Origin of the sequence: Streptomyces sp. Y7 (assembly GCF_043195415.1) — a bacterium.
In the GTDB taxonomy this organism is placed as follows: Bacteria; Actinomycetota; Actinomycetes; order Streptomycetales; family Streptomycetaceae; genus Streptomyces.
In genome coordinates this window covers 67768-89551 of record NZ_JBIDDQ010000017.1, presented here as the reverse complement: position 1 = coordinate 89551, position 21784 = coordinate 67768, and the positions used below count along the sequence as shown (strand labels likewise).

The 21784-nt window shown below is 69.6% G+C and carries 16 protein-coding genes and 1 pseudogene; 7 read left to right on the top strand and 10 right to left on the bottom strand.

Annotated features, from left to right (window positions below; translation table 11 throughout):
• The first annotated feature begins 46 nt into the window (after nt 1-46).
• The 4 genes and pseudogenes from ACGFW6_RS31400 (at nt 47) to ACGFW6_RS31385 (ending at nt 5976) form a co-directional block, all read left to right on the top strand.
• Complete coding sequence (locus ACGFW6_RS31400) at nt 47-385, top strand: trypco2 family protein (protein ID WP_393517323.1); 339 nt, start codon at nt 47-49, stop codon at nt 383-385.
• Nucleotides 382-3378 carry an NACHT domain-containing protein gene (locus ACGFW6_RS31395; protein WP_393517320.1) on the top strand — a complete coding sequence of 999 codons (2997 nt, stop codon included), beginning with the start codon at nt 382-384 and terminating at the stop codon, nt 3376-3378. Before ACGFW6_RS31400 ends, ACGFW6_RS31395 begins: the two co-directional genes overlap by 4 nt.
• A 215-nt stretch (nt 3379-3593) precedes the next feature.
• Entirely contained in the window at nt 3594-4562 is a 969-nt protein-coding gene (locus tag ACGFW6_RS31390) for an arabinan endo-1,5-alpha-L-arabinosidase (protein WP_393517317.1), read from the top strand.
• Nucleotides 4544-5976: pseudogene (locus ACGFW6_RS31385) on the top strand (family 43 glycosylhydrolase). Before ACGFW6_RS31390 ends, ACGFW6_RS31385 begins: the two are co-directional and overlap by 19 nt.
• Nucleotides 5977-6066: 90 nt before the next feature.
• On the opposite strand, the gene ACGFW6_RS31380 reads toward ACGFW6_RS31385, so the two are convergent.
• The 8 genes from ACGFW6_RS31380 to ACGFW6_RS31345 form a co-directional block, all read right to left on the bottom strand.
• Complete coding sequence (locus ACGFW6_RS31380; RefSeq protein WP_393517314.1) at nt 6067-7686, bottom strand: pyridoxal phosphate-dependent aminotransferase; 1620 nt, start codon at nt 7684-7686, stop codon at nt 6067-6069.
• A gap of 204 nt (nt 7687-7890) precedes the next feature.
• Entirely contained in the window at nt 7891-9036 is a 1146-nt protein-coding gene (locus ACGFW6_RS31375) for an aldose epimerase family protein (RefSeq protein WP_393517311.1), read from the bottom strand.
• Between the two features lie 59 nt (nt 9037-9095).
• On the bottom strand, nt 9096-10340 hold the full coding sequence (mmsB, locus tag ACGFW6_RS31370) for a multiple monosaccharide ABC transporter permease (RefSeq protein WP_393517308.1): 1245 nt from the start codon (nt 10338-10340) through the stop codon (nt 9096-9098).
• Nucleotides 10337-11887, bottom strand: coding sequence for a multiple monosaccharide ABC transporter ATP-binding protein (mmsA, locus tag ACGFW6_RS31365; RefSeq protein WP_393517305.1), 1551 nt, complete (start codon nt 11885-11887; stop codon nt 10337-10339). The genes mmsB and mmsA overlap by 4 nt, the downstream gene beginning before the upstream one ends.
• Nucleotides 11888-11919: 32 nt before the next feature.
• A complete protein-coding gene (gene chvE, locus ACGFW6_RS31360) occupies nt 11920-13032 on the bottom strand; it encodes a multiple monosaccharide ABC transporter substrate-binding protein (RefSeq protein WP_393517302.1) in 1113 nt (370 codons plus the stop codon).
• A 154-nt stretch (nt 13033-13186) separates the two neighbouring features.
• Nucleotides 13187-14149, bottom strand: coding sequence for a hypothetical protein (locus ACGFW6_RS31355; RefSeq protein ID WP_393517299.1), 963 nt, complete (start codon nt 14147-14149; stop codon nt 13187-13189).
• A gap of 111 nt (nt 14150-14260) precedes the next feature.
• Nucleotides 14261-15265, bottom strand: coding sequence for a zinc-binding dehydrogenase (locus ACGFW6_RS31350; RefSeq protein WP_393517297.1), 1005 nt, complete (start codon nt 15263-15265; stop codon nt 14261-14263).
• On the bottom strand, nt 15262-16428 hold the full coding sequence (locus tag ACGFW6_RS31345) for a mandelate racemase/muconate lactonizing enzyme family protein (protein WP_393517294.1): 1167 nt from the start codon (nt 16426-16428) through the stop codon (nt 15262-15264). The genes ACGFW6_RS31350 and ACGFW6_RS31345 overlap by 4 nt, the downstream gene beginning before the upstream one ends.
• 312 nt (nt 16429-16740) lie before the next feature.
• Between ACGFW6_RS31345 and ACGFW6_RS31340 the strand changes: the two genes are divergently transcribed.
• Nucleotides 16741-17793, top strand: a complete 1053-nt coding sequence (locus tag ACGFW6_RS31340) for a hypothetical protein (RefSeq protein WP_393517291.1) — start codon at nt 16741-16743, stop codon at nt 17791-17793.
• A gap of 161 nt (nt 17794-17954) precedes the next feature.
• Here ACGFW6_RS31340 and ACGFW6_RS31335 read toward each other — a convergent pair whose 3' ends face one another.
• Both ACGFW6_RS31335 and ACGFW6_RS31330 read right to left on the bottom strand, forming a co-directional pair.
• Entirely contained in the window at nt 17955-19280 is a 1326-nt protein-coding gene (locus ACGFW6_RS31335; RefSeq protein WP_393517288.1) for a diacylglycerol/lipid kinase family protein, read from the bottom strand.
• Between the two features lie 340 nt (nt 19281-19620).
• Nucleotides 19621-20133, bottom strand: a complete 513-nt coding sequence (locus ACGFW6_RS31330) for a MarR family winged helix-turn-helix transcriptional regulator (protein ID WP_393517285.1) — start codon at nt 20131-20133, stop codon at nt 19621-19623.
• A gap of 130 nt (nt 20134-20263) precedes the next feature.
• Here ACGFW6_RS31330 and ACGFW6_RS31325 point away from each other — a divergent pair, with 130 nt between their 5' ends.
• Together ACGFW6_RS31325 and ACGFW6_RS31320 are read left to right on the top strand one after the other, a co-directional pair.
• Nucleotides 20264-21262, top strand: a complete 999-nt coding sequence (locus ACGFW6_RS31325; protein ID WP_393517282.1) for an NADP-dependent oxidoreductase — start codon at nt 20264-20266, stop codon at nt 21260-21262.
• 97 nt (nt 21263-21359) lie between these two features.
• Nucleotides 21360-21779 carry an organic hydroperoxide resistance protein gene (locus tag ACGFW6_RS31320; RefSeq protein ID WP_393517279.1) on the top strand — a complete coding sequence of 140 codons (420 nt, stop codon included), beginning with the start codon at nt 21360-21362 and terminating at the stop codon, nt 21777-21779.
• The last annotated feature ends 5 nt before the right edge of the window (nt 21780-21784 follow it).

The following is a 21784-nucleotide window of genomic DNA, read 5'->3' as shown; positions in this document are numbered from 1 at the left end:
TGCGAACCGATGGCGGCATGGTCCGACGGCTCTCTAGCGTGGGCACATGACCGACCATCGGATTGAACTGGCCGACGCCGTGCAGGCGGTTCGGGACGAACTGATCACCGCGGCGGCTCGTTCGGCCGGCCAGGACGTGACCTTCGAAGTGGGCGACATCGAGCTGGAGTTCAGCGTCGAGCTGCGCAAGGAGATCACGGGCGGGGTGAAGGTCAAGGCGTGGGTCGTCGAGGCCGGCGCCGACGGGGCCGGCGCCACCACGCGCACCCACCGGGTCGCGGTCACCCTCAAGCCGGTGGACTCCACGACGGGCCGGCCGTGGAAGGTGCGCAACGACAGCCGGGGAAGCGTGGCGCGCTTCGGCCGGGGCGGCGACGAGCGGTGATCGCGGGCAGGGTCGCGGACCGGGTCGTCGCGGTCCTCGGCGAGGGGCAGGGCAGCGGCGTGCTGCTCGGCCGCAATCTGGTGCTCACCGCGCGGCACGTGGCAGGGGACGGCGGTCGCGTCGAGGTGATCCACCCGTCGAAACGGCATCCGGTCACCTGCGACGTCGTATGGGCCGACGAGGCACTCGACGCCGCTCTGCTCCTGGCGAACGCGGAGGTCATCGGCCCGGAGCTGGCCGGCCCTCTGGGAGAGGTCCGAGTGGGCGGCGTCGGCACCGCCGCTCCACTGCCGCACTGCCAGATCGTGGGATTCCCCGAGATCCAGCGCTACGGCGAGACCGGCGAAGATCTGGAGTACGACCAGTTCCGCGCGACCGTGTTACCCCTGGCCGGACGGATGAGGGACGCCCTCGTCTGCGAACTCGACGTGCCCGCCGCGGACGAAAGCGGCCGGGAGACCTCACCGTTGGCAGGACTGTCAGGGGCTCCTGTTCTGGCGGGAGGGGTGCTCCTCGGGGTGGTGCGTCAGGTGCCGCGGGGCCGTTCCCACCTCAGGATCGAAGCGGCCCCGGTCCCAGCCGTGCTGACCGGGTCCCGTTCGTTGTTCGGATGGGACTTCAAGGTCGAGGAGATCACCGACGTCCACCCGCGCGACGAACTGTTCGAAGTCCGCTACGCCAAGGACCTGGCCGCGCAGTACCGCCGGACGGAGATCTTCGGCATCGAGGAACTCGGGCGCACCGAGTCCCGCTGGGACCTCGACACCGCCTACTTGAGCCTGGAGGCCGAGGCCGCCGCCCCGGACGATCGCAAGGAGGCCGGATTCTCGGCACAACGCATCGACAGTCTGCTCAGGGAACGCCCCCGGGCCCTGCTGCGCGGCCAGGCGGGTGCCGGCAAGACCACCCTGGTGTGGTGGCTCGCCGCCCACGCGGCGAACGGCACCCTCAGCAGCAACCTCTGGAAACTGAACGGCCTCGTGCCCTTCGTCCTGCCGATGCGCGAGGTGTACGCGCGGGGCGGACGGTTCCCGGCGGTGTCGGAGCTGCTCTCGGCCGGACGGGTCATCTCGGACGACGCCCCGGAGGGCTGGGCCGGCCGGGTCCTGGAGGCCGGCCGAGGGCTGCTTCTGGTGGACGGCCTGGACGAAGTCCCGCCGGAGGAACGGCAGAAGGCCCGCCGCTGGCTCTCCGCGCTCCTCGACCGGTACCCGGACACGCGGTGCCTGGCCACCGTCCGCCCGGACGCGGTGGAGAAGGACTGGCTCCGCGGCGAGGGCTTCACCGAACTGACGCTGCTGCCCATGAGCGACGAGGACATCCAGACATTCGTCTCCGCCTGGCACGAGGCCGCCCGCCTGGAGTCCGAGTATCTCTACGACGTCCGCCGGTGCGGCGACGAGTGGGAGCTCCTCGCCTCTCTGGAGCAGGACCTCGCCCACCAGCTGGAGCAGAACACCGCGCTCCGCGACCTGGCCCGCACCCCCCTGCTGTGCGCCGTCATCTGCGCCCTGCACCGCCGCCGCCGTGGCCTCCTGCCCACGACCCGCTGGTCGCTGTACCGGGCGGCCCTCGCCATGCTCCTCGGCGGCCGGGACGCCGCACGGGGTGTCGCCAGTCCGGGAGACATCAGCCTCGACTCGGACGAGCAGCACGTCCTGCTGCAACGCCTTGCCATCTGGCTCGTACGCACCGAGCAACAGCAGATGTCACCTGGGCCGGCGACACAGCAACTCGAGTTCGCCATGCGGGACATGCCGCAGATCCGTGCCCAGGCCACACCCCACCGGGTGCTGCGTTTCCTGCTCGAACGCAGCGGAGTGCTCCAGGAGCGCACGGATGACGCGATCCAGTTCATCCACCGGACGTTTCAGGACTTCCTTGCCGCGAAGGAGTTCCACGAGAGCGGCTACGTTCTCGAGCTCCTGAATCACGCGGGGGACGAATCCTGGCGCGACGTGATCGTCCTGGCCGCCGGCCACGCGACGCGGACCGAGGCGCAGCTGCTCGTCGAGAGGCTGGTCCAGTTCGGGGACGTCGTGGAGGGGCGCCAGGAGAAGTGGTACCTCCATGTACTGGCCGCCCAGTGCGCCACCAGCCTGCTGTCGCTCGACGCGGCGCTGATGGGGGTCGTCAGGGGGCGAGTGCGGGCGCTGATGCCGCTGCGGAGATTCTCCGAGGCCGAGGACGTGGCAGGTCTGGGCGCGTGGGTGGTGGAGTTGCTGCCGGGGCCGACAGGGGCACTCGAGGACCGGCTCACCGTCGAGGCGCTGACCAGGATTCGTACGGTGGAGGCACGGCGAAAGCTGCGGCAGCTCGCGACAGGTTCCCTGGCCGACATCAAGGCCACGATCATCCTGGGCTGGATTCACCATCCGGCCGAGGAATACGCCCGCGAGGTACTGGCCGGCTCCGGCTTCGAGTCCGTGTACGTGCAGAACAGCTCGCAACTGGCCCAGCTGTCCCATCTGGAGTCGATCCGCAAGGTCACCGTCGTCGGGTCGTATCCCGAGGAAGAACTGGACGCCCGTCTGCCGAAGCGCGGTGTCGAAGAACTCGACCTCTGGGGCAACAGGGAGATCACCCACCTCGACTTCCTGCAGGACCGGGAGCAGTTGGTGGAACTGTCGCTGAAACGCTGCCCGGCTCTGGGGTCCGGGACGGTTCTGCGAGCCGCCTCTCGGGTGCCTCGGCTGGCGCGTCTCGTCCTGCCCATGGAATCCCTCGACCTGCTGGCCACCATCGCGCCGCTGCCCGGCATTCGGCATCTGCAGTTCGACGGCCTGCGGAGTCATGCCCGGATGGCGCAGGTGCGTCGTGTCTTTCCGGGCCTGGAATCACTGACGTTGCGGCTCTCGGCCGATGCCGCGGCCCCGCTCGACGTGGCGGCACTGGGTACGGAAGCGTTCGGCGAGCGCTACACGGATCAGTTGCGCGTGGTGGAGGTGAACGGGGCGGACGCCGCCCACGATTCCGGCGACATCGACCGCTGACGCTCGTCCCGGGCCTGGGGTCCCCGACGCGCACGGCCGCGGCCGTGCCCTGAAGAGGCGGGCGTCCCACAGGAACGGCTGTTGCTGTGTGAACCATTGACGCGCAAGGGGTTCGATTCTACGGTCCCGTTCGAACGTGCGAGCAGTGTGCGAAATCTCGGACGCATAGAGACCCCCACCGCCACGCAGAGACCCCCACCGCAAGGAGGACCCGCATGAGCCGCAAACGCACCACCCTCCTCGCACTCCCCGTCGCCGCGATCCTCGCCCTGATCCCGTCCTCGGCGTCGGCCTACCCCGACCCCGGCCGGGTCACCGGATCCGTCGTCACCCACGACCCGTCGATGATCCGCACCTCGTCCGGCCAGTACCTGCTGTACGCCACCGGCGGCGGCATCGCGAGCAAGACGTCGTCCGACCGCACCGCCTTCAGCGCGGGCGCCGACGCCTTCGGCAGCCGTCCCGGCTGGTGGTCGGCGTACTCCTCCGTGCCGGAGGCCTGGGCGCCGGACATCTCGTTCCACGGCGGCAAGTACCTGATGTACTACTCCGTCTCGAAGTTCGGCTCGAACACCTCCGCCATCGGCCTGGCGGGCTCCACGACCGGGCAGCCCGGCACCTGGACCGACTACGGCACCGTCTACACGTCCGGCTCCGTCAGTGACTACAACGCCATCGACCCGAACCTCTTCGTCGACGACGACGGCAAGTGGTGGCTGTCCTTCGGCAGTTGGTGGACCGGCATCAAGATGATCCGGATCAATCCCGCCACCGGCAAACAGCTCTCCTCCGACACGACCCGCTACTCCCTCGCCTCCCGCCCGACCGGCACGAAGGCCGTGGAGGCCCCCTTCCTCGTCAAGCGGGGCGGCTACTACTACCTCTTCGCCTCCTACGACACCTGCTGCGCCGGCACCGGCAGCACCTACAAGGTGAAGGTCGGCCGCGCCACCAGCGTCACCGGGCCGTTCGTCGACAGGAACGGCGTCGCGATGACGAACAACGGCGGCACGCCCGTCCTGGAGTCGCACGGCAGCGTCATCGGCCCCGGCGGACAGTCGATCATGAACGACGTCGACGGGGACCTGATCGTCTACCACTACTACGACGGCAACGACAACGGCACGCCCAAGCTGGGCATCAACCTTCTGAACTGGAGCAGCGGATGGCCCGTCGCCTACTGACCCTGCTGGCGGCCCTCCTGCTCGCGCTGAGCCTCGGCCAGCCGTCCGCGAGCGCCGCCTCGTTCGCCAACCCCGTCAAGTCGGTCAAGGGCGCCGACCCCTGGATCACGTACCACGACGGCAACTACTACCTGCTCACCACGAGTTGGACCGACGCCATCACCATCCGGAGGTCCCCGACCCTCGCCGGCCTCGCCACCGCGCCGAGCGTACAGGTGTGGCAGGGCGACGCGGCGAACCGCTGCTGCAACATCTGGGCCCCGGAACTGCACTTCCTCAACGGCCGCTGGTACCTCTACTACGTCGCCGGGCAGAACGTCTCCGACTACATTCCCACTCAGCGCACCCACGTCCTGGAAAGCGCCGGCTCCGACCCCATGGGGCCCTACTCGTACCGCAGCCAGCTCAACTCTGCCTGGATGCTGGACCCGAACGTGGCCACCATCAACGGTCAGCTGTATCTCTTCGGCAGCGCGAGCGGCGGCGGCACACAGAACCTCGTCGCCGCCCGGATGTCCAACCCGTACACCCTGGCCACCGGCTTCTCCACCATCTCGACACCGACGTACGACTGGGAGCGCAACGGAACGGTCAACGAGGGGCCGGAGATCCTCCAGCGCGGCGGCAAAACCTTCCTCGTGTACTCGGGCAGCGGCTGCTGGACACCCGACTACAAGCTCGGCCGGCTCACCCTGACGGGCTCGGACCCACTGGCGGCCTCCTCCTGGACCAAGAAGTCCACGCCCGTCTTCCAGCGCAGCGACACCAACGGTGTGTACGGCCCCGGCCACAACGGCTTCTTCACCTCACCCGACGGCACCGAGAACTGGATCGTCTACCACGCCAACGACGCCGCCTCCGACGGCTGCGACAACGGCCGTACGACCCGGGCGCAGAAGTTCACCTGGAACTCCGACGGCACCCCGAACTTCGGCACCCCGGTACGCCTGGGCGCGTCCCTCACCGGCCCGTCCGGTGAGCCCGCCGCCGCCTCCAGCACTACACGGTCGTCAATCGCAACAGCGGCAAGTGCCTTGACGTGTCCGGGAGTTCGACGGCGGACGGGGCCAATGTGCAGCAGTGGTCGTGCGGAGGCGGCAACCATCAGAAGTGGCGCCTGGAGGACCTCGGGGACGACACCCACCGTCTGGTGAACGTCGCCACCGGCAAGGTCCTCGACACCGAGAACTGCTCCGGCGCCGACGGTGCCGACCTGCGCCAGTGGTCGTGGCTGAACAACACGTGCCAGCGCTTCCGCTTCGTCGCCACGGACACCGGTCACGTCAGGATCGTCAACCAGGCCACGGGCAAGGTGGCCGACACGGCGAACTGCGGCACGGCGGACGGCACGGACGTACGCCAGTGGACCTGGCTGAACAACACGTGCCAGCAGTGGCGATTGATGCCGGTGTAGCTCAACGCCGCCAGGGGCGCGGGGAACTGCGCGACAAGCCACGACGGGCGCGCAGCCGCCCACGCGCAACACCCCTACGGCGAGGCGGCGTCAGCCCACCTGCCCCATCCCCGCCGCGTTCGGCCAGCTCTGGCTGTTCGGCCACCCGGTCGCCGGCGCCGGAGTCAACCCCGGCCCCGTGGTGCCCCGCACCTGCGCGGCGGTGAGCCCCCCACGCGCCGGCACTCCCGGCGGCGTGGGCCCGGGCGGCACCACCGCCGCGGCGGGCGCCACGGGCGACGGGAACGACATCGGCGCGGGCGCGGGCGCGGGGGCGGGCGTGGGTGGGGCCACGGGAGCCGGCGCCGGCATCGGCGCGGGCATGGGCGTCGGAGCCGGCGCAGGGGCCGCGGCGGCCGGGGCCACCGGAACCGGCGCCGGCATCGGCATGCCGCCCCCCTGCGGCTGAGCCGCCGCGGGCATCGGCGCCGCCATCGCCTGCGCGGCAAGACCCGGCATCCCCGCGCCGTTGGTGGAACTGACCAACCGGTCCACGGCCGCCGTACCCGAGCTGTAGTTGGTCCCTGTACCCAGCTCGGGTACGGCGGCTCCCCTCCTGGACCCGTAGAGCACCTGCTCCAGGCCGGACACCAGGCGACGCACGTCCACCTGGGGGCGCACCACGAGTCGCAGGAAGCGGCTGGACGAACCGATCTTGTTGCCGCACTCGCGGACCAGGATCCGGTGCTCGGTGAGCAGCCGGTCGCGGACCACGGTGCCCTCGGCGCCCACGGGGAGGCGCACGAAGAGGAAGTTGCCCTGCGACGGATAGACCGTCAGGCCGGGCAGCTGGGCCAGGTGGCTGGCCATGTCGAGGCGGTCGCGGCGCACCTGGTGCAGGCTCTGCGCGTACTCGGCGCCATGGTTCTTGAGCATGAACACCACGTGCTCGGCGAAGGCGTTGAGGTTCCACTTCGGCAGCATCGAGCGGACCATGCCGGCGAGCGCCGGGTTGGCGACGAGGTAGCCGAAGCGGATGCCGTGCAGGCCGAAGTTCTTGCCGAGGCTGCGCAGCACGATCACGTTCGGGCGCAGCATCGCCTCCTGCACCACCGACGGCTCCTGCTCGGCGTCGGCGAACTCCAGGAACGACTCGTCGATGATGACCAGGTCCAGGTCGGCCATGGCGTCCATGAACTGCACGAGCGCGTGCTTGTGGAGGTAGCCGCCGTCGGGGTTGTTCGGGTTGCAGATGACGGCCACCCGGGTCCCCCTGGCCCGGATGAACTCGGCGTACTGGGCGAGGTCCAGGGCGAAGCCGCTGGACTCCTGGAGCGGGAACATGTCGACCCGCTTGCCGGTCTCCATGGGCTGGTCGGTCCAGCGGCCGAACGTGGGGACGGGGATGGCGAGGGACTCCCGGACCATCAGGTGGTCGATCCAGGTGATCAGCTCCGTGGAGCCGTTGCCCATCGCCACGCACTGCGGCGGAAGCTGGAGCAGGCTGCACAGTTCGGCCGTGATCGTGTCGGCGCTGCTCGGGTAGAACGTGATGATGTCCCGCAGCTTCCCCGCCATGTCCTGGAACATCTCGGGGGTGGGGAAGTACGGGTTGCAGGGAATGCAGAAGTCCACCGGCCCGGCCCCGTCGCCGCCCTCACGCGTCAGCGCCGCCATCGACGGGCTGTGTGCCGCGGTACTGCGGAACAGCGAGGTGACGTTGTCGGCCATGGAACCTCCGTAGGGGGCGGGCCCGGTGGGGACGACCGGGCCCGTCGTCTTTGGGTGGCCCGCGCGGGGGAGCACGGGCCGCCCTTACATACGGAGGCTGGGGTGGCGCTGTTCAACCACTGAGGAATCGGTGTGAACTTGTGTACCACCTGTGAAGAACCGTCAGAAGCGGACGGATCAGCCGGGCTCAGCGGCTGACCGGGCTCAGCGGCTGAACGAGTGGAGCGTCGTCGACCGGTACGTCTGCCCGGGCCGCAGCACCGTCGAGGGGAACGCCGGCTTGTTCGGCGAGTCCGGGAAGTGCTGCGTCTCCAGGCACAGCGCGTCGCCCTGCCGGTAGGTGCGGCCGCCCGTGCCGACCAGGGTGCCGTCGAGGAAGTTCCCGGAGTAGAACTGCAGGCCCGGCTCCGTGGTCGCCATCCGCAGGGTGCGGCCCGAGGACGGGTCCTTCAGGGTGGCGATCCACTCGGGGCGCGGGGAGATGCCCTTGTCGAGCGCCCAGTTGTGGTCGATGCCCTTGCCGTAGAGCAGCTGCTGGTGCGCCTCGCGCAGGTCCTCGCCGATCCGCTTGCTGCGGCGGAAGTCGAAGGGGGTGCCCGCGACGGGGGCCAGCTCACCGGTGGGGATGAGACCCGAGTCGACGGGCGTGTAGCGGGAGGCGTCGATCTTGAGCTCGTGGTTCTCGATCGTGCCGCTGCCCTCGCCCGCGAGGTTCCAGTACACGTGACTGGTCAGGTTGACGACGGTGGCCTTGTCGGTGGTGGCCGCGTAGTCGATGCGCCAGTCGCCGTACTTGGTGAGGGTGTACGTCACCTTCACCTTGAGCGTGCCCGGGTAGCCCATCTCGCCGTCGACGGACGTGTAGTACAGGTGCAGGCCGACGTCGGAGCCCTTGGCGAACGGCTCGACGTCCCAGACCCGCTTGTCGAAGCCCTTGGCGCCGCCGTGCAGGCTGTTCTCACCGTCGTTGACGTTGACCTGGTAGGCCTTGCCGTCGAGGGTGAACCGTCCCTTGCCGATCCGGTTGCCGTAGCGGCCGATCAGAGCGCCGAAGTAGGGGCTCTTGGCGACGTAGTCCTCGAGGTTGTCGAAGCCGAGGGAGACGTTGGCGTAGTGGCCGCGCCGGTCCGGTATCTCCAGGGACTGCACGACGCCGCCGTAGGAGAGGACCTTCATCCGGGTGCCGCCGTTGGCCAGCGACCAGCTGTACACCTTGGTGCCGTCGGCGAGCTTGCCGAAGAGGGACTTCACCGGGGTCCTGCCCCCGGTGGCGTGCGCGCTGCCGATGGTCGCGGCGGTGATCCCCGCCGCCGCGGCGCCGGCTATGACCGTACGTCTGCTCATGTCCATGTGCGGCTCCTGCTCAGGAAGTGGAAGGGCCCCGCCGTGGTGGCGGGGCCCCGATGGACTTACGAACCGACCTTGCGCTTGTTCCACACGTCGAAGCCGACGGCCGCCAGGAGCACCAGGCCCTTGATGACCTGCTGCCAGTCGGTGCCGATGCCGACGAGGTTCATACCGTTGTTCAGCACGCCCAGGACCAGGCCACCGATGATCGCGCCGAGGACCGTGCCGACGCCGCCGCTCATCGACGCGCCGCCGATGAACGAGGCCGCGATGGCCTCCAGCTCGAAGTTGAGGCCGGCCTTGGGAGAGGCCGCGTTGAAGCGGGCGGCGAAGACCAGACCCGCCAGGGCCGCGAGCATGCCCATGTTCAGGAAGACCAGGAAGGTGACCTTCTTGTCCTTCACACCCGACAGCTTGGCCGCGGGCAGGTTGCCGCCGATCGCGTAGATGTGGCGGCCGATGATCGCGTTGCGCATGACGTAGCCGAACCCGACGAGCAGCACGCCCAGGATGAGCAGCACGATCGGGGCGCCCTTGTAACTGGCCAGCAGCATGGTGAGCGTGAGGATGGCGGCGCCGAGCGCGACCAGCTTCAGCAGGAACAGGTTGAAGGGCGGGACGTCGAGGGAGAACTCCTGCTGGCGGCGGCGGTCACGGAACTCCTGGAAGACCACGAACGCGATCATCGCGAAGCCGAGCAGCAGCGTGAGGTTGTGGTAGTTCGTGTTCGGACCGACCTCGGGCAGGAAGCCGTTGGCGACCTTCTGCAGGCCCTCCGGGAACGGGCCGAGGGTCTGCCCCTCCAGGAAGATCTCGGTCAGACCGCGGAAGATCAGCATGCCCGCGAGGGTCACGATGAAGGATGGTATTCCGCCGTACGCGATGAAGAACCCTTGTGCCGCGCCGGCGAGCGCGCCCATGGCGAGGCAGAGGATGACCGCGACGGGCCATGGCAGGTCGTTCTTGACCATGAACACCGCGGCCATGGAGCCGATGAACGCCGTCAGTGATCCCACCGACAGATCGATGTGGCCCGCGATGATGACCAGCATCATGCCGATCGCCAGGATCAGGATGTAGCTGTTCTGGAGCACCAGGTTGGAGACGTTGCGCGGCAGCAGCAGGTCGCCGTCGGTCCACACCGCGAACAGCACCACGATCAGGCCGAGCGCGATCAGCATGCCGTACTGCCGCATGTTGCGGCGCAGGCCGTCCAGCACCAGCTGGAGCAGGCCCTCGCCCCCGGCCCCCGAGCTCTTCCCCGGCGGCGCGGGGGCCGGGCTCTTGGCGGTCACATCCGTGCTCATCGGGTTACCTCTTTGTCCTTAGTCATCTGACGCATCAGCGATTCCTGCGAGGCCTCGGCGCGCGAGAACTCACCGGTCAGCCGCCCCGCGGCCATCGTGTAGATGCGGTCACACATGCCGAGCAGCTCCGGCAGCTCGGAGGAGATGAAGACGACCGCCTTGCCCTGGGCGGCCAGCTGGTCGATGACCGTGTAGATCTCGTACTTGGCACCGACGTCGATACCGCGCGTGGGCTCGTCCAGGATCAGCACATCGGGACCGGCGAAGATCCACTTGCTGAGGACGACCTTCTGCTGGTTGCCGCCGGACAGCTTGCCCACCGGCTCGAAGACGGTCGGCGCCTTGATGTTCATGGACTTGCGGAAGCCCTCGGCGACCTGCCGCTCCCCGTGCTCGTCGACCACGCCCCGCTTGGCGACCTTGCCCAGCGCGCTGAGCGAGATGTTGCGGTTGATGGTGTCGATGAGGTTCAGGCCGTAGTGCTTGCGGTCCTCGGTGACGTACGCGATGCCGTGCTTGACCGCCTCGGGGACGGTCTTCGTACGGATCTCCTGGCCGTCCTTGAGGACCGCGCCGCCGTGGTAGCGGCCGTAGGTCCGCCCGAAGACGCTCATCGCGAGCTCGGTGCGGCCGGCGCCCATCAGGCCCGCGATGCCGACGATCTCCCCGCGCCGCACCGACAGTGACACATCGTCGACCACCTTGCGCTGCTGGTCGATCGGGTGGTGCACGGTCCAGTTGCGGATCTCAAGGGCCGGGGCGGCGCCCTCCTCCGGCTCGTGCGGCGTGCGGTCCGGGAAGCGGTTCTCCAGGTCCCGGCCGACCATGCCGCTGATGATCCGGTCCTCGGAGGTCTCCGGCGCCTTCACATCGAGCGTCTCGATGGTCTGGCCGTCGCGGAGGATCGTCACCGAGTCGGCGACCTTGCGGATCTCGTTGAGCTTGTGGGAGATGATGATCGAGGTGATGCCCTGCTTCTTCAACTCCAGGATCAGATCCAGGAGTTTGCCGCTGTCCTCGTCGTTCAGGGCCGCGGTCGGCTCATCCAGGATGAGCAGCTTCACCTTCTTCGAGAGCGCCTTCGCGATCTCCACCAGCTGCTGCTTGCCCACGCCGATGTCGGCGACGCGGGTGTCCGGGTGGTCGGAGAGGCCGACCCGGCGCAGCAGTTCGGTGGCGTGCCGGAGCGTCTCGGTCCAGCTGATGATCCCGCGTGTGGCGTGCTCGTTGCCGAGGAAGATGTTCTCCGCGATGGAGAGGTAGGGGATCAGAGCCAGTTCCTGGTGGATGATCACGATGCCGTGATGCTCACTGGCCCTGATGTCCTTGAACTCGCAGACCTCCCCCTCGAAGAGGATGTCCCCCTCGTAGGTGCCGTGCGGGTGGACGCCGGAGAGGACCTTCATCAGGGTCGACTTGCCGGCGCCGTTCTCCCCGCAGATGGCGTGGACCTCGCCCTGCCGGACGGTCAGCGTGACGTCCGACAGCGCCTTGACGCCGGGAAAGGTCTTGACGATCGAGCGCATTTCCAGGACGGGTCCCGCCATGGTCGTGCCTTCCAATCAGAGTGGGCCGGCGGTTACTTGAGGTCGCTTTCCTTGATGTAGCCGGAGTCGACCACCGTCTTCTGGTAGTTGGTCTTGTCGACGCTGACCGGCGTGAGCAGGTACGCGGGGACGACCTTGGAGCCGTTGTCGTAGGTCTTCTCGTCGTTGACCTCGGGCTTCTTGTCGTTGAGCACCGCGTCGACCATGTTGGAGGCCACCTTGGCGAGTTCGCGGGTGTCCTTGTACACGGTCATGGACTGCTCACCGGCGATGATCGACTTCACCGAGGCGACCTCGGCGTCCTGACCGGTGACGATCGGCAGCGGCTTGCTCTTGGAGCCGTAGTCGTCCGACTTCAGCGCCGAGAGGATGCCGATGGAGATGCCGTCGTACGGCGAGAGGACCGCGTCGACGCGCTCGCTCTTGTAGGCCGAGGTCAGGATGTCGTCCATACGCTTCTGGGCGGTGCCGCCGTCCCAGCGCAGGGTGGTGACCTGGTTCAGAGCGGTCTGCTTGGAGCGGACGACGAGCTGCTTCTTGTCGATGTAGGGCTGCAGGACGTTCATCGCGCCCTGGAAGAAGTAGCGGGTGTTGTTGTCGTCGTTGGAGCCGGCGAACAGCTCGATGTTGAACGGGCCCTTCTTGGAGCCGTCCTTCAGGCCGAGCTTCTCCAGGATGTAGTTGCCCTGGAGCTCGCCGACCTTCTCGTTGTCGAACGAGGCGTAGTAGTCGACGTTCTCGGTGCCGAGGATCAGCCGGTCATAGGAGATGACCGGGATGTCCGCGTCCTTGGCCTGCTGGAGCACGTTGTTCATCGACTTGTTGTCGATGGCCGCGACGATCAGCGCCTTGACGCCCTGCGTGATCAGGTTCTCGATCTGCGAGACCTGCTGGTCGGGGTCGTCCTCGCCGTAGACCAGCTTGGTCTTGTAGCCCTTGGACTCCAGGTCCTTGTTGACGTTGTTGCCGTCGGCGATCCAGCGCTCGGAGGACTTGGTCGGCATCGCGATGCCGATGGTGGCGCCCTCGGAGCTGCCCGAGTCCTCCTTGGAGCCGCCCTCGCCGCTCTGGCCGCAGGCGGTCAGGGTCAGTGCGAGGGACGCGGCGGAGGCTATGGCGGCGAGTGCGGCTCTGCGTGTACGCATGATCATCATCCTTGATGTGGGTGAGCAGGGCTCGGTCTGGGCGATTACGAGGACGCGTGTCGAGGGCTGTGCGGGTGGCTGTGCGGGTAGACCGAGGGTGTGTGGGATTGTGTTCGACTGCGTCTTCTTCTGTGAAGGGGGTTTGTCCGGAACGTTATGCGGGAGTTTCGAATCGCTTCAGCGTCCCGGGCAGCCGTGAACCGAGAGGCGCCATGTCGCCGTCAGCTCCGTGCCGTGCGAGCAGGTCCAGTGCCAGCCGGCCGCGGCGTACGCGTTCCCGGGCGGTGGCCAGCGTCAGGTCCCGCATGTGGTGCCCGTAGGGGTAGATGCCGGGGGCCTTGGCCAGCCCGAACTTCAGGTACAGCGGTGCGCCGCGCCGGATCAGTTCGGCGACCTCGTACATCCGCACATAGCCGCCGAGGTCGTCCGGGGCCTCGATGTACATGTCCATGGGGGCGGCGGAGACCCGCCGGATCTCGGTGAGGTGGTCGAGCGTGAGATCGCTGGGCACGTTGACCGAGTCGGCGCCCAACTGCTCGTACACCGCGTACGCGGCCGGGTTGACCGGCCCGATCAGCGCGCTCACCTTGAGGGTGGTGTCGGCCGGGATGATCCCGGCGGCCCGCGCCCGGTGCAGCGTCCACAGCACGCCCTCGTCGGCGACCAGGAGGCACTTCACGCCGAGCTCCGTGGCCCGTACGGCGTCCTCGACGCAGCCGGCGACGGCGTCGTGGCCCCGGGCGCGCAGCCCGGCCCCCCGTGAGTCGGTGCGTGTGGAGCCGCCGATGTCCCAGGTGCCGCGCGGGCCGGTGAACAGGCAGAGCTCGATGTCGCGTTCGTTCGTCGCGTCGACCATCTCGGCGATCTCGGCGTCGGTCAGCATCCACACGCCGCTGCCCTGGCTGATCCGGTGGATCGGCACGTCGAGCAGTGAGGCTTCCTTGAGGACGACGGCGAGCGCTTCGGGACCCTCGCACGAGGGGATCTCGGTGCGCCAGCGGCCGCCGCCCGGGAAGGTGTGGGGCGAGGCGTCGGCGGGGGAGAGGTCGGGCGCACCCAGGCCGAGGGCGGAGAGCACCTGCTCACCGGGTCGGCGGGCTGCGGAAGCGTCGGTCACAAGCTGTCCTTCTGGTTCGAAATATCGGACGAGGTTCGCGGCTCAAGGCGTGCGGGGCTCGGGTGTACGCCGGCACGGGGACCGTCAGGTTGCCCCCGTACCGGCGTACGACTAAGGACGGAGCAGCACCTTGCCCACCTTCGGGTCGCCGGACCCGACGAGTTCGATCGCCTGCGGGAACTCCGCCAGCGGCAACTCGTGCGTGACCAGGGGCAGCGGATCGAGCAGTCCGGCCGCGAACACACGCACCGTGTGCGCCCAGGCGTCCGGCGGCGCCCCGAAGACGGTGTGCACCTCCAGCTGCCGTACGACGAGATCGGTCGGGTCGAGTCCCTGCGCGCCCGGCGCCGGGATCCCGGTCAGGACCAGACGCCCGCCGCGCCGGAGGAGGGCCGCGGAGACCCGCGCGGCGTCCGCGGACCCGGCGGTCTCGATGACGACGTCGAAGTCGTCCGGGAGTTCCTGGTCCTTGGTGCGGAAGTCGGTCGCCCCGAACTCCCGCGACAGCCCCTCGCGGTCGCGCCGAGTGCCCACCACGAGCAGTTCGCCCGGCGAGCCCGCCCTGAGGAACTGCACGGCGAACATCCCGAGCGTCCCGGTGCCCACCACGGCCACCCGCTCACCCGGCAGCGCGTGCGCCTTGATCGCCGCGGCGGCGATACAGGCGGCCGGCTCCAGCAGCGCGGCGGCGGTCAGGTCGCAGTCGTCCGGCAGGACGTGCAGCAGCCGGGCCGGGAGCGTCAGCGTGCCCGCCATGGCGCCGGGCTGGGTGAACCCGGTCTCCTCGTAGCCCGCGCCGCACAGCGTCGTCTCACCGGCGTGGCAGCGGTCGCAGACCTGGCAGTTGCGGAAGCCTTCGCCGACGACCTTGCGGCCGACGAGCGAGTCCGGCACCCCGGCGCCGACGGCGGCGACGGTCCCGGACCACTCGTGGCCCGGCGTGAGCGGGTAACGGACGTACCCCTCCGGCCGGTTGCCCTGGTACACCTCGCGGTCGCTGCCGCAGATGCCGACCGCGTGGACCCGCACCAGCGCCTCGCCGGCCTCCGGCTCACGCGGCGTGTGCGCGGTGAGCCGGTGCTCGCCGGGTGCCTCGATGACGACCGCGGTGCTCACTGCTCGGTGCCCTTGGGCTTGCGCTGCTCCCAGCCCTCGGCCCACAGGTCGAAGCGGGCCTGCTGCTGCGGGAACTCGGCGGCGGCGTCGGCGTCGAACTCGACCCCGAGGCCGGGGGCGTCGGAGAGGTGGAAGCAGCCGTCCTCCGGGTCCACCTGCGGCGCGCCCTTGACGACCTTCTTGATCTCCGCGTCGGCGAAGTCGTTGAAGTGCTCCAGGATCTTGAAGTTCGGGGAGGTGAAGCCGACCTGGAGGGAGGCGGCGGTCAGCACCGAGCCACCGACGTTGTGCGGCGCGACGAGCATGTAGTGCGTCTCGGCGGTCGCGGCCAGCTTCCGCGTCTCCCAGATGCCGCCGATGTGGCCGACGTCGGGCTGGATGATGTCGACCGCCTGGCTCTCGAAGAGCTCACGGAACTCGATGCGGTCGTGGATCCGCTCACCGGTGGCGACCGGGATGTCGACCTTGGCGGCGACCTTCTCCAGCGCCTTCAGGTTCTCCGGCGGGCACGGCTCCTCCAGCCAGGCCGGCTTGAAGGGGGCGAGCTCGCGCGCGAGCCGTACGGCGGTGGCGGGGGAGAAGCGGCCGTGCATCTCCAGCATCAGCTCGGCGTCGGGGCCGATGGCGTCCCGCACGGCCTCGATGAGGGAGACGGCGTACAGGGACTGCTCGTGGTCGAGCTCGAAGTGCCCGGTGCCGAAGGGGTCGATCTTGAGCGCCTTGTATCCGCGCTCCATGACGCCCTGCGCGGCCTTGTGGTACGCCTCCGGGGTCCGCTCCGTGGTGTACCAGCCGTTGGCGTACGCCTTGACCTTGTCGGTGACCTTGCCGCCCAGGAGCTGCCAGACCGGCACCCCGAGCGCCTTGCCCTTGATGTCCCAGCAGGCCATCTCGATCACGGCGATACCGGACATCACGATCTCGCCGGCCCGGCCGTAGTCGCCGTACTTCATCCGGCGGACGAGGTCCTCGACAGCGAACGGGTCCGAACCGAGAATGTGGTTGGCCTCGGCCTCCCGCAGATAGCCGATCAGCGCGTCGGTGTGGCCCAGCATCCGGGTCTCGCCGACTCCGGTCAGCCCCTCGTCGGTGTGCACCTGTACGTAGGTCAGGTTGCGCCACGGCGTCCCGACCACGTGTGTGCTGATTCCGGTGATGCGCACGGCAGTTGCCCCTTGCTGCGTCGTCGGCTCATTGTTGTCGCGTCCGAGCGTGTTCGATATTTCGTCACACGTTCGAAATGCTGACGTGACAGTAGGGAGGGGGTGGTAGGAGTGTCAATGGGTCGCACGCATAACGGTTTCGACACCGCTTTCGATACGGATTTCGGGCAGGCCGTCGCGGAGCGTGGAGGGCGTCTCTGGCGTCTCGTGGCATAACCGTCAACTCGCCATGCGGGAAAGCTTTGTTTCGTACAGAACTTTCACAGCTGTGACTAGGAACTGTGCGTCTGCGGAACCTAGTCTTCCCGCGTCATGGACTACTGCCACCCGTGCCGACGGCACCTGAATGGCGCCCTCGCCTGCCCGGGGTGCGGCGCCACGGTCGAACAACCCCGGGTGTACGCGGGTGCTCCGGACCAGGCGTACCCGCAGATGGCCGAACGGCCCTCGGCGGCCGGGGGCCAGGGCGGGTACGAGGGGTACGCGGGCGCGGGACAGTACGGCGGCGGGTACGGCACCGGCGAGTACGGCGGGCCCGCCTTCGACGCCCCCTACGGCGGTGGTGAGTACGGCCGCGGCCACGACGAACCGGGCGACCGGCACGACGGGTCGGCGGCGCACACCGAGGACGCCTCGGAGGCACCGGAGGCCGAACCGGTCGCCGCGGACGCACCGGTCGGCGGGCGGGCCGCCCGACGGGCCGCGCAGCGGCGCGGCCGGGGGCGCCGGCGCGGCCACGAGGAGCCCGAGGAGCACCCGGAGAACGACGCGTACGACGAGCGCGACGAACACGCCGAGTACGACGAGTACGACGACGAGGACGACGCGGAGTTGGAGGAGGAGGCCGGCGCGGGCGGCGCGAGCCGTCGCGACCGCAAGGCCGCCGCGCACCGGCGCCGGCGTCGCCGGGTCCTGCTCATCACCGCCGGGTTCGTCCTGGCCGCCGGCGGCCTGAGTCTCGCGGAACTCGGCATGGACGCCCCGGGCAAGAGCGCCAAGCCGGCCGCCGCCGGGGACGAGTCGGCCGAGGGCGCCGCGGAGTCGGAGGTCTCTCCCTCGCCGGACGCGACGGACGGGACCGGTGGCGCGGCCTCGGGCCAGTCGTCGAAGAGCCCCTCGGCCTCGCCTTCCGTCTCCAAGTCCGCCAAGGACGAGGACAAGAAGGACGAGGACGACAAGACCCCGACGAAGGACCCCCAGTCGTCGACGACGGGCGGCGGCTCCGGCCCGTCCACCTCGGACCCGGCCCCCACCCCCACGTCCGCCGAAAACCCGGCTCCGACCACGGAACCGCCCACGTCGGACCCGACCCCGGACCCGTCGCCGTCGGAGACGTGCGATCGGTTCCTGTGGTGGTGCACCTGAGGGCCGGCGTTCGCCGGGGCGAACGGCAGCCGAGCCAGGACCGGGCGGCAGGCGGCGCCCTTGCGGAAGGCGACCTCGCGGCTGGGCGCTGTTCCTCGCCGTGACGGCACCCGGTGCGGTCCACCGACGGGTGCGTGGTCGCCGGTCGTGGTGCTGTGCCCTCACCCGGTGGTGCCCCTTGTCCGGCGTGGGAACGCCAGCCGGGTCAGGGCCCGCCAGTCGACCGGGGGTTTCGCGGCGGGCACGCCCGGCCGGTCGCGCGGTACGCGCACCCGCAGGGCGCCCGGCATGACACGGCACACGACGGGAGCGGGCAGTTGAAGAGCCTCGCCGTCGACGCCGACGGGGACGTCGGGCGCGTCGGCGTCGACCACCACCTCCTCCGCGGCCAGTGAGGTCAGACCGCGTGCCTGCTGTCCGCGCAGCAGACCGGCCGCCTGGGCGGCGTTGTCGACGCCGACCCCGAGGACCCCGAGGGCGCCGGAGTCCAGCCGGGGCCGCCGGCCCAGTCCGGCCGCGTCGCCGAGGCCGTACGGATTGTTGCTGATCAGCACGCCTTGGGGAGCCTCGATGGCCACCGGCCCCGCCCGCACGGTCAGCCGCGGGCCCGTGTGATGGGTCAGCAGGTCCGGGAGCTCGCGCAGGATGGTGCGCACCTTGTCGTCGCGGTAGGCGGGACTCTGCACGACCGTCGCGTACGCCCCGAAGGACGCGGTGTTCACGAACACGCGCTTGCCGATGAGCCCGAGGTCGACGCGGAGTTCGACCCCGTCGCTCAGCGCGTCGAGGCACGTCGAGGGGTCCTCCCGGTCGAGGCCGAGGTCCATGGCGAAGTGGTTGCGGGTGCCGGCGGAGATCACCATGAACGGCAGCCCGTGCTCGGCGGCCACCCCCGCCACGAGCGCCTGGGTGCCGTCCCCGCCCGCGACCCCGAGCAGGTCGGCACCCCCGGCCACGGCCTGCCGGGCGAGCTCCTCGACGTCCTGGGGGTGCTCCGGGTCGAGCACGGCGACCTCGGCGCCCCGGGCCCGCGCCTTCGCCACCAGGTCGAACCTGCCGACCTTTCCGCCGCCCGAGCGGGGGTTCATGATGAGGAACGGCGCCTTGGGCGGGGGTGTCGAGCGGGTCCGTTCCTCCGCGTGCCCGGCGTCCTCCGTGAGGGCGTGGCCCCCGATCAGCGCGGCGACGGCCCACAGAGCGAGGGCCGCCAGCACGGGCCACAGCAGCCCCACCGCCGCGTACGCCACCAGCACCGCGCCCGGCGTCAGCAACGCGAGCACGGCGGCGAGCGCCCGCACCAGCCCTCGCCGTGACAGCGTCCACCACAGCGCGGCGGCGGTCACGAAGAGCCCCGCCAGCCCGACCGCCAGCAGAGCGAGACTGCTGACCCCGGCGGCGGTGAGGACCAGTGCGAGCGCCCCGGCGGCGACGACCAGCGCCAGCCGCGCCGCCCATCGCGGTCCCGCCGAACCCCGTTCACCACCCACAAACGCATCCCACCGCGCCCGCCCCGCCACCACATCACCTGCACAGGGTGATCCCGCCGGCGGAGACCCCACTGAGGCCCGTCGTGCGTCTGCGGGTCCGTCGTGGCTGGTTGCGCAGTTCCCCGCGCCCCTTTGGGTGGGGTGCCACGCAGGGTCGTCGCGTGTCTGCGGGTCCGTTGTGCCTGGTCGCGCAGTTCCCCGCGCCCCTTGAACTGCGCCGGCGTCGGGCGATGTGCCTGGTCCGAGCCGAGCGTCCTTGTCGGTCGCGGTTCGGCAACGCCCTGAAGGGGCGCGGGGAACTGCGCGACCAGCCACGACGGGCCGGCACCCGGACGACGACCTACTGCGGCACGCCCCGCTGCGGCCCCTCCTCCGGCATGCCCTCCTCCGGCATGCCCCCCTGCGGCCCCTCCTGCGGAGCACCGAGCATTCGCCGCAAAAGGTCCCGCAGCGCCAGCCGCTCCCCCTCCGACAACCCCGCAAGCGGCTCCCGAGCGAACCGCAGCGACTCACGCAGCCCCCGAGCCACCGTCCGCCCCTCCTCGGTCACCGCGGCCAGCTTCACCCGCCGGTCCGCCGGATCCGGGCGGCGTTCCACCAGCCCGCGCGCCTCCAGCCGGTCCACGATCCCGGTCACGTTCGACGGCTCGCACCGCAACCGCTGCGCCAGCTTCCGCATCGGCAGCGGCTCCAGCGACAGCAGACTCAGCAGCCGCGCCTGCGCGCCGGTCAGCGCGTGCTCGGCGGCGGCCTCCTCGTACTCCTCGTGGTAACGGGCCACGACCGCGCCGATCAGGTCGACGACTTCGAGGGTCAGTTCATCCGGACGGCGGATCTTGTGTGAAGTGGCCATGCTCTCAGGGTACCCCCGTTACTTGACATCCTGAAATATTCAGGAGCATGGTTGTTTCAGATGCTGAAGTAAATTTCGTCCGTCCACAGGGCCCGTCCGCAGGGTCCGTGCACAGGAAAGGCGCACTCCCATGAGCAACCGCGAATGGCACCTCCTCTCCCGCCCCGTCGGCTGGCCCAAGGCCGAGGACTTCGCCCTCGTCGAGACCGAGGTTCCGACGCCCCGCGAGGGCCAGGTGCTCGTACGGAACAAGTACCTCTCCGTCGACCCGTACATGCGCGGACGCATGTCGGACGCGAAGTCGTACGTCGCGCCGTTCGAACTCGGCAAGGTCATGCAGGGCGGCGCCGTCGGCGAGGTCATCGCCTCCGAGGCCGAGGGCATCGCGGTCGGCGACCACGTCCTGCACTTCTTCGGCTGGCGCGAGTACGCCGTCATGGACGCCAAGGCCGCCGTCAAGGTCGACCCCGAGGCCGCGCCGCTGTCCACGTACCTCGGCGTCCTCGGCATGACCGGCCTGACCGCGTACGCGGGCCTGCTGCGGGTCGGTGCCTTCAAGGAGGGCGACGCGGTCTTCGTGTCCGGCGCGGCCGGTGCCGTCGGCAGCCAGGTCGGCCAGATCGCGAAGCTCAAGGGCGCCTCGCGGGTCATCGGCTCCGCCGGCTCCGACGAGAAGGTCGAGCTCCTCGTCGAGGAGTACGGCTTCGACGCCGCCTTCAACTACAAGAACGGCCCGGTGTGGGAGCAGCTCAAGCAGGCCGCCCCGGACGGCATCGACGTCTACTTCGACAACGTCGGCGGTGAGCACCTGGAGGCCGCGATCGGCGCGCTCAACCTCCGGGGCCGGGCCGTGATCTGCGGCATGATCTCCCAGTACAACTCGACCGAGCCGACCCCCGGCCCGCGCAACATGGTCAAGATCCTGCAGAACCGGCTGCGCGTCGAGGGCGTTCTCGTCGGCGACCACTACGACCTCCAGCAGGAGTTCGTCCAGGAGGTCGGCCCCTGGGTCGCCTCGGGGCAGCTCAAGTACCGCGAGACGGTCGTCGAGGGCATCGAGAACAACCTGGAGGCGTTCCTCGGGGTCCTGCGCGGCGACAACACCGGAAAGATGATCGTCAAGCTCTGACGCCTTCTGCGGATTTCCGGTATGCGGTAACTTCTTTCCGAAACCGTCGTCGATCGTGGGCGCGAGTCGCGGCGGACCGAGGAGGAGAAGACACCGCATGTCCATCCAGCAGACCGACGTCCTGTACACGGCCGTCGCCACCGCCGAGAAAGGTCGCGACGGCCGTGTCGCCACCGACGACGGCAAGCTCGACGTCGTCGTGAACCCGCCCAAGGAGATGGGCGGCAGCGGCGCCGGCACCAACCCGGAGCAGCTGTTCGCGGCCGGCTACAGCGCCTGCTTCCAGGGCGCCCTCGGTGTGGTCGCCCGCCAGGAGAAGGCCGACATCACCGGCTCGACCGTCACCGCGAAGGTCGGCATAGGCAAGAACGACGACGGCTTCGGGATCATCGTCGAGATCTCGGCCGCCATCCCGAACGTCGACGCCGCCACGGCCCGGGACCTCCTGGAGAAGGCCCACCAGGTCTGCCCGTACTCGAAGGCGACGCGCGGCAACATCACCGTGACGCTGGCCTGACACGC